The organism is Flavobacterium anhuiense, from assembly GCF_004151235.1.
GTDB classification, from domain to species: domain Bacteria; phylum Bacteroidota; class Bacteroidia; order Flavobacteriales; family Flavobacteriaceae; genus Flavobacterium; species Flavobacterium anhuiense_A.
Genome location: NZ_JUIV01000004.1, coordinates 323,363 through 335,758, shown reverse-complemented (window position 1 = coordinate 335,758; position 12,396 = coordinate 323,363). Strand labels below are relative to the sequence as shown.

At 34.7% G+C, this 12,396-nt stretch carries 5 protein-coding genes; 3 read left to right on the top strand and 2 right to left on the bottom strand.

Annotated elements, in window-relative coordinates:
• The first annotated feature begins 197 nt into the window (after positions 1-197).
• Complete coding sequence (locus tag NU08_RS08650; RefSeq protein WP_129746732.1) at positions 198-836, top strand: NAD(P)-dependent oxidoreductase; 639 nt, start codon at positions 198-200, stop codon at positions 834-836.
• 75 nt (positions 837-911) lie between these two features.
• Positions 912-2,054 (top strand): aminotransferase class I/II-fold pyridoxal phosphate-dependent enzyme, encoded by a 1,143-nt coding sequence (locus tag NU08_RS08645; protein ID WP_129746731.1) that lies wholly within the window; start codon positions 912-914, stop codon positions 2,052-2,054.
• Between the two features lie 48 nt (positions 2,055-2,102).
• On the opposite strand, the gene NU08_RS08640 is transcribed toward NU08_RS08645, so the two are convergent.
• Both NU08_RS08640 and NU08_RS08635 read right to left on the bottom strand, forming a co-directional pair.
• Entirely contained in the window at positions 2,103-6,263 is a 4,161-nt protein-coding gene (locus NU08_RS08640) for a T9SS sorting signal type C domain-containing protein (protein WP_129746730.1), read from the bottom strand.
• A gap of 408 nt (positions 6,264-6,671) precedes the next feature.
• The gene (locus NU08_RS08635) at positions 6,672-7,154 is read right to left on the bottom strand and encodes a regulatory protein RecX (protein ID WP_129746729.1); all 483 of its coding nucleotides are present in this window, start codon (positions 7,152-7,154) and stop codon (positions 6,672-6,674) included.
• Positions 7,155-7,432: 278 nt separating this feature from the next.
• Here NU08_RS08635 and NU08_RS08630 point away from each other — a divergent pair, with 278 nt between their 5' ends.
• The gene (locus tag NU08_RS08630; RefSeq protein WP_129746728.1) at positions 7,433-12,286 is read left to right on the top strand and encodes a T9SS sorting signal type C domain-containing protein; all 4,854 of its coding nucleotides are present in this window, start codon (positions 7,433-7,435) and stop codon (positions 12,284-12,286) included.
• Positions 12,287-12,396: the final 110 nt, after the last annotated feature.

Sequence of the window (12,396 nt, the reverse complement as noted above, 5' to 3'; positions counted from 1 at the left end):
CTTAATTTTAAATTTGTCTAAACTTTTGGGTGCAGTCTAATTTTTAGTCCGGCTTTTTTTATTTTCTTACTTTTGAAGTATCAAAATCTCTTTATAAAATATTTGATCGATTGTAAAAGCTGAGCAAGCTTTTACGCTTTGTTTCATCTAGAATGATGGAGCAAAATTTTTTATGTCAAATTTTATAAAGAATATGTATGAAAAATATATCAAAAGTAGCTGTTCTAGGCGGCGGCGGAAGAACAGGAAAATACCTTGTAAACCAATTATTAGAAAACGGATTCAGCGTAAAACTTCTATTAAGAAATCCGGACAATTTTACCATTCAAAATTCAAAAATAGAAATCATTAAAGGCGATGCTATTAATGAAGAATCTATAAGTTTATTACTCAGAGATTGTCAGGCCGTAATCAGTACACTTGGGCAACGACCTGGAGAACCGATGGTCGCAAGTCAAGCAACAAAGAATGTTTTGAATGCCATGGATACTTATGGAATTCAAAGATATATTCTTCTTGCAGGATTAAATATCGATACTCCATTTGATAAAAAAAGCCCTAAAACAATGATGGCAACAGATTGGATGAAAACTAATTTTCCAGAAATTCAGAAAGATCGACAATTAACCTATGATCTTTTAAATGAAAGTAAAGTGGATTGGACGCAAGTACGAGTTCCATTAATTGTTTTCTCTGATGATAGTAATGAAATCTCTGTAAATCTCGAAGATTGTTTAGGAGATAAAATTACAGCATTGGATATTTCAAAGTTTTTGGTGAAAGAATTGACAGAGTCAAATTATATTAGACAATCGCCTTTTATTAGTGCTATTTAAATTTAGAGAAACAGCGGATTTTTCTGCAATCCGCTGTTTATTTTATTCTGATTGGAATTGCCTAACTTTGTTCTTATGAAGTTTCCCGAAAATCTTAATCAAAAAATAGAAAGTTCTAAGCAGCAAAATCTGTTTAGAAAATTGCCTGTTTTTAGTAACCTCATTGATTTTTCTTCTAATGATTATATAGGATTTTCAAAATCAGAAACTATTTATAAACATGCACATGCCTATTTATTGGAAAATGAGATTTTTCAAAATGGAGCTACAGGTTCAAGATTGAATACAGGAAACCATTTGCTATATCAAATTGCGGAAAGTTTTATAGCGCAATTTCATGAGGCAGAATCTGCTTTAATTTTCAATTCGGGTTATGATGCCGATTTGGGATTTTTTAGCGCTGTACCACAAGAAAATGATGTTGTTTTGTATGATGAATTGTGTCATGCTTCGATAAAGGATGGTCTTGCATTGTCTAAAGCAAAATCATATTCTTTTATCCACAATGATTTTGAAGATTTGGAAAATCATATTCTTAGATTTCCAAGTGCAACAATTTACATTGTAACAGAGACTGTTTTCTCTATGGATGGAGATAGTCCAATATTAGAGGAGTTGGTTCAGCTTTCTGAAAAATACAATTGCTATTTGATTGTTGATGAAGCTCACGCTTTAGGTATTTTTGGAGATAAAGGAGAAGGTCAGGCTCAATATTTACAGTTGCACAATAGAATTTTTGCACGAATTGTAACTTTTGGAAAAGCTCTAGGGTGCCAAGGTGCGGCAATTTTAGGAAGCATCGAGCTCAGAGATTATCTAATCAATTTTGCGAGAAGCTTTATGTATACAACTGCGTTGTCTCCTCATACTGTTGCAACAATTTTTGCAGCATATCAGCAATTAGAAAATGAAAAAGAGGTAATTGAGAAACTTCGTGAGAATATTGTGTTTTTCAATCAGCAGAAGAATTTGTTGGGACTAAAACCAATGTTTGTTCACAGTAAATCTTCGATACATTCTGCAATTGTTCCGGGAAATGAAAATGTAAGAGAGTTGTCTCAGCAGTTACAAGATAAAGGATTTGACGTACAGTTTATTCTATCTCCAATTGTTCCAGAAGGTCAGGAACGTCTTCGTTTTTGCATTCACAGCTATAATTCGAAGGAAGAGATTAATCAAGTCTTGGAATTGATTAGGGATTTTGTTTTTTATAGTTAAAGAACAATAAAAAACAAGAAACCCATCGCATAGATGGGTTTCTTGTTATTAATTAAATATAATTTTCTTAGTGACTACGTGGCCATTTTCTAGAATTGCTTTTATTAGTAAAACTTGATTGCTAGAATGTAAGTTTGTAATGTTTAGTTCTTTTGCTTCAATCTTATTTTTGTTGTAAAGCAATTGCCCGCTAACTGTATAGATTTTTACTTCATTAATGTTTTCATTTTTGCTGGTCACTTTTATTGCTTTTGATTTTACAGCAACTATAACTCCATCTTTTACATTTTCAAAGTCATCTGTGCCTAATGTTTTATTTGTATAACGCAGTACAAAACGATCTGGAAATGTTCCAATAGCTGTATTAAAAGTATAATTATCAGCACGCAAATCAGTCACAATACCTGTTGTTTTGTCTTCAAGATAGACTTCCTGAGTGTTAAAAAATCCATCAGCGTGATCAATTGAAATTGTAAGTTGGGTTTCAGCAACCGCTTTATAGCCAAGAGGGATGATTTCTGTATTATCAAAAGGTAAAGCTCTTGCCTGAATAGTTAACCTTTTAGCTTCATTGATGGTGTAAAAATCTATATAAGAATTGCTGGACAATGTTGTGGCATCATAGCTATAATCGAAACTGTTTGTTGCGCCTTCTGCATATCCGATTAGTAATTGTTTAAATGCGTCCTCATCATTACTTAAATTTAGCCATAGACGATTTGCTTCAATTTCTGTTTCTTTTTCAGTAGTTTTGAAAAACTGTGTGTTTTGTGCTTTAACACGCTGCTCATTGGTAAATCGAAGCGATGTTACTTTTGGTTTTAACATAAATGCTTGCCCCACTCCAATGTATCCTGAAGGAGCCTCGCCTCCAGTTGTAGCTTTTGTTGATCCAAATAGCGTTAAAATAGCATAATCTGGGCTACTGTATTTAGCGGTGTTACTGCCATTTTCTTTTTTAGGAAGCGAAACGTGCGTCCAGAAATATAATGGTCCTACATCTCCGTTATCTCTAATAAATTTTCGCCCGTCTATAGCAGACGGATATGGATTTCCAATAAGATAGTATTTATCTGCAGTTGTTGGAATTGTAAAATCTCCATTGTTTGGTGTTCCATAGAATTTTCCAGTGAATTCAGAAGGAATTTGATTGTTAAAAGACTGCGGACCTCTAATACTGTATCCTTTTGTTGGCTCCATTGTCATTTTTCCGTACAAATCTGTTGCCCATTTGAAATCGGAAGTCCAATAGAAAAATTTATCGTATAAAGTTTCTGGAGATAAAGTGTTCATTTTGAAATCTTTATTGTCCACGGGTGATGACCAATAAGTCAAATCAAAACGACGAATACTAGTGGTTCTTTGTATTTCAAAACTTTCAGGGCTTCCAGTAAAGTTTGTTTTACTCGTTGAAGTTTGCAATAATGATCCTCCAGATTGAATAAGTAATTTTGCCCCAGCTCCAACGTTTATATTTTCATCGACTGTTAAAGTAACATCTTTTTTAACAGTTAATGTAACATTTGGATTGATAGTACAAGAACAAACAGTAAGGTCAGATTCTAATACAGTATTTTGATTTATAATTACGGCGCTTCCGTTTGGAATAGTACCAGTTCCGTCATAAACTATATCGGTTTTGTTGAAATTAATGCCAAGATTAGCATCACCGCCATCCTCTCTTAGGCGAATTTCTACTCTAGAATTATTGTTTAAGGCATAAAGTTGGTTGTTATTAATTGGAAACGAATTGTTGTTCCAGCCATTTTGAGAATAAATTAAAATATCGTCAATGTAAATCTCAATTGCATCATCATGATTAACATGTTGCAATTGATAAGATCCGCAATCAAAGCCTTTACGTTTAAAAACGGCTGTAAAGCTATTGTCTGGTATTTGAGAACCTTGCCAGATGGTTGCAGACGAAGGCGATTTGTCCTTTGGCCAATAATTTGTTGAATCAAGATTTAAATTTGGGTCAACATAATAACCAGCATATCTTACATTGGTTAAGGATATATCATTGTTAACGTAGCCATAAACATTCCATACCTTGTCTCCATATTCAGAAGGATTTCCTTTTGGAATACCAAAGAAAAAAGAAACTCTAGAATCGCCACCGTCTTCGTAATACTCAAGAACAAATTTATGTTGTCCAACTGTTAGATTTTGTGTAGCATAGTCTATAGTGAAACCATGGCCATTCCATCTCGACACAACTGGTACAGCTGCATCATCGATATAAAGTCTTACTCCATCGTCACTTCCAATATCAAAATTGTATAAGCCAGCTTCAGAAATATCAGCTAGCATTTTGTATCTGACAAAGAATCTATCAGAAGGAGCTTCATCACAAGAAAAATTTGAAGTTTCACCTGTAATAGTGCTTCCTCCAATATTTCTATCAAAGTTTTTGTTTTCAGTTACTGTTCCTATATAAGTTGCAACACTAGTATTTGGCAAAGCAGGATAAGAAATATTTGGTGGCAAAGCGGCGTTATCTGTTATTTTATATACATAACCATTCCAGATATTTGCTCCAAAAGCAGTTTGGTCACCAATCGGTACACAAGTTGCTAATTCATGTGCTCCCATATATGGTTTTACCCTTGTGCTATTGTCTATGTCTGTTGGTACAACAGCAATTAAAGTTCCTATAAGTGTTTTATTTACGGCATTATTTGCATCTAAATATAAACTGTTGTTTAGAAATAACGGATTTCCATTTTTAGAATTACTATCCTTACTTGTTGCTTCTTTCCATTCGTCAAGAGTGGTTTTTTTATTTGTTGATGTGTAGTAACTTCCAAAGGTTCCAACATACTGTGAGCTATAGTAGTTATTGTAGTCTAATGTAGGGAATTTTGAACGATCTGAAGATTCGAAGTATACTGCAAAACGTTCGCTTCCTGATGTTTGAGCATTTACAAATATATTGTTTCTAATATCAAATCCAGAACCATCTTTTACGTATAAAGCAGATGAACATCCGTTAGGCTGATTAGTTAAAAGTTTTACACTATTATGGTATAATTTAACACCAGTACCATTGTCAATATAAATACCAAAGCCATTTTGACTACTTACCCCGCCACCTCCAGCTGAACTTACGTCAAGGACAAAATTGTTATATAGCAGTTGATTGTTCCCTGTTGTATAAATTCCGCTAGCAGTTACAGCCTGGTCAGAAATTACAGAGCTAATTTTATTATTATAGATCGATGCGCCATTACCCTCTAGTTTAATCGCTAATGTTCCAGTACTAGTTGAGTTTGAAAAGAAATTAGAAACTATGTTTTGAGAAAGCGTTACATTGTCTCCTTTAATGTAAATTGGATAGCCAATACCGTAACCTTTGCGGTTTTCTATATTTGAAATGGTATTGTTTGAGACAGTTCCATCATTGGCATTTTCTAGATATATCCCAGAAAAGTTAAGATTACCATCAAAATTGGAAGGGATTTTTATCTCATCTAATCTATTTCCTATTACTGAATAATCATTTACATTTAAAAGAGAAATACCTAAAAAAGCTTTTGTGCTTATTTTATTATTTAAAATTTTCCATCCAGTATTGTTTTTGTTTTGACCTTTTACAACTATAGCTTGCTTAACATTGACGAATGTTACATTTTGAATGGTGTTATCGATATTATTTGCATTACTGTCGAAGCTATCTCCAGAGGCCAAAATTCCAGTCGATGTTGTTCCTATTGCATCACCTAAAGTGTTTAATTCGATTGTTAAATTTTTAATAGAATTGTTTTCAGACTTTTTGTACAACCAAATTGCAACTCGACTTGAATAGCTGTTATTGATGTCGTCAAAATTGTTGTAAATTTTTAACTTGTTGTCAGAAACTGTATTGTTTCCGTCAATGATAATGTAATCTGCATTATTAAGTGCAATTAAAGCTCCATTACTAACTTTTCCAGAGATGATAATTTCCTTTCCATCATTTGGTCTTATGGTTACTGTGTTTTTGTTTTTATTTTTAAAACTGGTAATTGTTAATTGAGAAGATAAATTTTGATTTTCATCCAATAGGAACTGAATATCTCTATCTATTCCCACATCTTTCAGTTTTTCAATTGCTTCTGGAAGATTTTTAAAATCGGCTCCAGATTTTGAACCAATGACATAATTACGATTCAATTGAGCGAATCCAAAAAAAGGCAATAATAAGAATAAAAGTAAAGTTTTTTTCATGCTAAATGTTTTCTATCAATTTGTTATGCTGGCATAAGACTTTTTGAACCGCGCAAAGATAGATACATCTACGAGCTAGAATTTGTTAGGGTTTTGTGAACCTCGATATAATCGATGAATTGATAAAATAGTCGATGAACTACATTAAAAATTTTAATGTTCGATAAGTATTCCTATAAAACGACAAAAAATATTATAAGAATAATCGTAAAATATTTGGTTTTTTGGGGCTGATCTTTGCGTTTTTAGACTAAAAAACGTCAGATATGCTATAAATTCTTCAGAAATGGAATAATTTACAACTTAAAGTTATACGGTTTTTAAGGCGATTTAATAACAGATGAAGTAAAGCGAGAAGATGTCGAACGAGCATTAATTTTCTCTTTTTTATTGGCAAAAGAAACAAATCTACTTTTCCTCGAGGTCTTTTACTTTTTCATATACTAAGTTACTTTCGAAACCTCTTCGAAGCATATAGTCGCAGAACTTTTTTCTTTTTTTTAAAAGATTAGTTTCCGGAATATTATGCCAACATCTTTCTGCTAGATTTTCGAAAGTTTCATAATATTCCTCAGCAGAAATTTCTTTTAAGGCCAAAGTGATATTTGTTGAAGAAATGTTTCTAGCTTTCAGTTCATTTGTGATTCTAATTTTTCCCCAATGCTTCATTCTGTGCTTGCCTCTAGCAAAGCTGCAAGCAAAACGAGTTTCGTTTAGAAAATTTCCTTCAATAAGCTGTACGACAATACTGTCAATCTCTTCGCGAGTCATATTTAGACTGTATAATTTAGCAACAACTTCATCATGACAACGCTCTTGATAGGCACAAAAATGCTCTAACTTTTGTAAAGCTTCTTTGATGGTAAAAGTGCTGTTCGTCGGGTTTTTCATGCGTTTTAACGTTTAAATTGAATAATGATGAATTAGTTATAAATTAATTCTGAAATTTGTTAATATTTTATAAAAAGAAATAAATTATAACCTTGCGTATTAGGCTAATTTAAATATTTTTGTACGGAATTTTAACATTTTGAAATTCCGGCCTGAAATGCCAGAATTTAACATTTTAGGGTTCAGTTAGTTACCAAAAGAGCATTGTTCTTTGGAAGAAATGCCATTTTTGCTTTAAGCAAACCAAAAACAAATTTAAAACAAATACCTACTGTTATATGATGAGAAAATTACTTTACTCGTTTTTATTTTTCATTTCCTCTAAATCTTTTCTCAAAAGATTAAGTACTCCAAGTTTAGGATTGCTGTGTGTTGGGATGTTTTTTGTGGTTTCTAGTAATTATGGACAATGTGCTTATCCTAGCTCAGCAACTCAAGCAGGAAGTACAGATTATATGTTTTGTATTGATAACTCTAATACAATAACCGCAGGAAGTATTAGAGCGGGAAGATATATTGTTCTAAATGTAATTAGTGGATTTACTTATACTTTTTCTGGAAACATCTTTACAGGGAATGAAGAAATTACCATTTTTAACGCAACAAATAATGCTTATGTAGGTGCCGGTGGTTTTGCTAGTGGAGGAAATACTAATTTAACGTGGAAAGCTACTTTTAGTGGAAGAATAAAAATTCTACTGACAAAAACGGGCTGTGTTAGTGATAATACTAATGCAAATAATTCCCTTACTATTACATTAGATTCCTTAGCAAATAATATAGACGATCAGACTGCTGCTGGAACTGATATTTGGAAAGGACATCTTTATAATTGGACAAGTAATACTTTGCCTCCAGGGGGTTCTTCGCCATTAACACCACCTACAACAACGCCTTTCTCTAATGCAGAATATGCTGGATATTATGATTTTGGTTCAGAAACAATTGGAACGACATATAATTTTAATGGAGATACTGGCTGTTTTAACGTTTTTTCAGATGGAGTGCAACGTGCAAATATTTACCCAGAAACGTTTGCTGTAAGATATAGAATGAAATCTACAAGACCTGCAGGTTGTTATTTAGTGACGCTTAGAGGTGATGATGGAGTTAGGCTATATGTAGATAATGTTAGAGTGTTTGATGAGTGGAAAGAACAGTCTTCAACAGAGTATGCCAATGTACTTGTTTATTTAAAAGGCCCAGGTGCTGGTGGAAGTGATTTAATTTTAGATTATTATGAAAATGGGGGACAAAATCAAGTAAGTTTCAGTATCGTCCCTTTCGATGCTAACTCAAATACAATTGTTGCACCTTCGCCCTCAGTAGTTTGTAGTGGTGTACAACCAAATACCATTGATGGGTCATCTTATTTATATAATAATTCATCAATAAATCCAACAATAAAATATCAGTGGCAGACAGCAACAAATATAAACGGTCCTTGGAATGACATAAGCGGTGCGACACTTGAAGATTATAGACCAGGTGCCACAACAACGACAACTTCACCTGTTGTGAATTATTATCGTAGAGTTGTTTCTGCAGCAGCTTCAAATGCTTCAGCTTGTACGTGGAATAGTAATGTGATAAGTATTACAACTGGAATAGTTGGAACGCCTACAGCTCCAACTTCAGGTTTAGCTTCTAATATTACATGCTCTAGTTTTACAGCAAATTGGAGTTCAATTACTGCGGCAACAAGTTATAGAATAGATGTTGCTACAAATAACAATTTTGCAGCAGGAAATATGGTTGTTAGTAATTTAGATGTAGGATCAGTTACTTCTTTTAATGTAACAGGTTTAAATACGGCCACTACAACTTATTATTATAGAGTAAGGGCATATAATGGATGTGGTGGTACAACAAGTGCTGTTGCTAGTTCTAACATAATTACCGTAGTTTTGACTTCTCCAACAGTAACAATTAGCGGTACTGCAATGGTTTGTCAAAATGCAAGTGCACCAAATGTGAGTTTTACAAATTCGCAAAATTCAGCAATCACAGTTACTTATAAAATAAACGGAGGAGCGAACACAACTGTGAATGTGCCAGCAAATGGAACTACTAATATTTCTGTTACAACTACAGCGAATGGTACTTTTACGTATAGTTTGGTGAGTGCGGCTTATCAGGCAGTACCGAGTTGTACACAAACTCTATCTGGTTCTGCTGTTATAACAGTAAATCCAAATCCAACAGCTACCGCTGGACCAGCTTTATCTGCAATCTGCCAAGGAGCGACATCAGCGGCTATGGGCGGATCAGTTGGAGGTGGAGCTACAGGCGGTACATGGACTGGAGGGTCTGGAACATGGACAAACGCAGCCGATCCAGTTAATGCTACATATACAGCTGGAGCATCAGAATCAGGAAGCATCATTTTGACGCTTACGACTTCTGGCGGTTCATGCGGAACAGCAACCGCTACTAAAACAATTACGGTAAATCCAAATCCGACAGCCAATGCAGGAGCAGCTTTATCTGCAATCTGCCAAGGAGCGACATCAGCGGCTATGGGCGGATCAGTTGGAGGCGGAGCTACAGGCGGTACATGGACTGGAGGATCTGGAACATGGACAAACGCAGCCGATCCAGCTAATGCTACATATACAGCCGGAGCATCAGAATCAGGAAGCATCACATTGACGCTTACGACTTCTGGTGGTTCATGCGGAACGGCAACCGCTACTAAAACAATTACGGTAAATCCAAATCCGACAGCTACCGCTGGATCAGCTTTATCTGCAATCTGCCAAGGAGCGGTATCAGCAGCTATGGGAGGATCAGTTGGAGGCGGAGCTACAGGCGGTACATGGACTGGAGGATCTGGAACATGGACAAACGCAGCCGATCCAGTTAATGCTACATATACAGCTGGAGCATCAGAATCAGGAAGCATCACATTGACGCTTACGACTTCTGGCGGTTCATGCGGAACGGCAACCGCTACTAAAACAATTACGGTAAATCCAAATCCGACTGCCAATGCAGGATCAGCTTTATCTGCAATATGCCAAGGAGCGACATCAGCACCTATGGGCGGATCAGTTGGAGGCGGAGCTACAGGCGGTACATGGACTGGAGGATCTGGAACATGGACAAACGCAGCCGATCCAGTTAATGCTACATATACAGCCGGAGCATCAGAATCAGGAAGCATCATTTTGACATTGACTACTTCAGGTGGTTTATGCAATACAATATCAGTTACTAAAACTATTACAGTAATTCAAGCACCAATACCATCAATTGTGAAAAACGGCAATGTGTCTTGTGGCAGTTTTGGAAGCATAACAGTAGATACTTTGCCAGCAGATTGGACAATTAACCAAACAGGATTGACTACTTTGCCAAAGACATATTCTGGTACAACATCTACTTTGCCTATTCAAGATTTAACAGCAGATACTTATAGTTTTACTGTTACAGATAATGCTACAGGTTGTACCTCAAGTTCAGCATCTGTTACAATAGATGATATTAGTTCGTTTACTGAGTGGAATGGTTCGGGATGGACAAATAATGAGCCAGACGGAAGTAAAAGTGTTATCATTTCTTCTGTTGTGCCAAATCAGCCTTTCCCAAATGTTACACCTTTACCAAAAACAAATATAGATGCGTGTTCGTTAGAAATTAGAGTTCCGGCTGGATCGGAAGTAGTTATTCCATCTGGTTTGACTTTGACAATAACAAATGCAGTAACAAGTAATGGTAGATTGGTGTTTAGAAATGGTTCAAGTTTAATACAAAAGACAGATGTACAAAATTCAGGAAATATAGTTTATGAGAGAGAAACTAGCGTACGCCGATTTGATTTGACGTATTGGTCAAGTCCAGTTACAGTGTCACCAGATCTTGGGCCAAAGATGAATGAGCTTTCACCTACGACTCTTTTTGACAAGTATTTTTATTTTGAACCAATTGCAGGATGGAAAACTAACTTATATGGAGGAATGTCTATGAAAGTAGGAAATGGTTACAGCATTAGAGGACCACAGGGATTTGATACTGCTGTGCCAAGTATTTTTACAGGAAAGTTTGTTGGAGTTCCAAATAACGGAAACATAACGGTAAAATCTGTAGTTGCCGATAAATATTTCTTTTTTGGGAATCCATATCCATCAGCAATAGATGCAGATGCATTAATAGAGACTAATAAAGATGTTTTAGGAACAATTTATCTTTGGACGCATGTTACGTCTCCGCAAAAAGCACCTGGAGATAATACCTATCGTTATACAAGTGATGATTATATAGCTTATAATATTTCTGGAACAACCAGTGTTGGTAATAATGGCGCACCAGCTAAACCATTTGACGGATTTATTGCCGCAGGACAAGGATTCCTTGCAAGGCCAAAAACAACAGAAATACTTTTTAATAACGCAATGCGTGTTGAAGCAAATAATGGACAATTCCTTAAAACAGCTAAAAGAAGTATAGAAAAAAATCGTATATGGTTGAATATTACAAATACTCAAGGTGCTTTTAAGCAAATATTGGTTGGTTATATTCAAGGTGCAACGAATAGTGTAGACATTAATTATGATGCTTTTAGCGCTGCAGGTAATTCATTTATTGATTTTTATAGTATAAATGAAACCAAAAAATTAACAATTCAAGGGCGTGCTCTTCCATTTGATAATAGTGACTTGGTTCCGTTAGGATATAAAACTGCAATAGAAGGAGAGTTTACAATTGCAATAGATCATGGAGATGGATTCTTTAATACGCAAGAAGTTTTTTTAGAAGATAAAACGACAGGAAAGATCACTAACTTGCGCAATGAAAACTATACATTCAGTACATTGACTGGAACTTTTGCAGATCGTTTTGTTCTTCGTTATACAAATAAAACACTAGGAACAGGTGATTTCGAAAATCTTGAAAGCAGTGTTTTAGTTTCAGTAAAAGATAAAGTAATAAGCATTACTTCTTCTAAAGAAACAATTAAAGAGGTAAATATTTTTGATGTAGGAGCACAATCGTTATACAGCAAGAAAAAAGTTAATTCGTCAGAATTACAAATTAATAATTTACATTCTAGCGATCAGGTTTTATTAGTTAAGGTGACTTTAGAAAACGGTTCTACAATTACTAAAAAAGTTGTTTTCTCAAATTTGTAACTTAAAAATAGATTATATAAAAGTCCATTCTTATAAAGAATGGACTTTTTTTTATGTCTAAAATATCCCTAAATCTTGGTATTGTGTTTTTAATTAACGCTTTATAATTT

Excerpts from the sequence above, each read along its gene's own strand:
- NU08_RS08650 (WP_129746732.1), top strand. The coding sequence starts at position 198 with ATGAAAAATATATCAAAAGTAGCTGTTCTAGGCGGCGGCGGAAGAACA.
- NU08_RS08630 (WP_129746728.1), top strand. The coding sequence starts at position 7,433 with ATGATGAGAAAATTACTTTACTCGTTTTTATTTTTCATTTCCTCTAAA.
- NU08_RS08635 (WP_129746729.1), bottom strand. The coding sequence starts at position 7,154 with ATGAAAAACCCGACGAACAGCACTTTTACCATCAAAGAAGCTTTACAA.
- NU08_RS08640 (WP_129746730.1), bottom strand. The coding sequence starts at position 6,263 with ATGAAAAAAACTTTACTTTTATTCTTATTATTGCCTTTTTTTGGATTC.
- NU08_RS08645 (WP_129746731.1), top strand. The coding sequence starts at position 912 with ATGAAGTTTCCCGAAAATCTTAATCAAAAAATAGAAAGTTCTAAGCAG.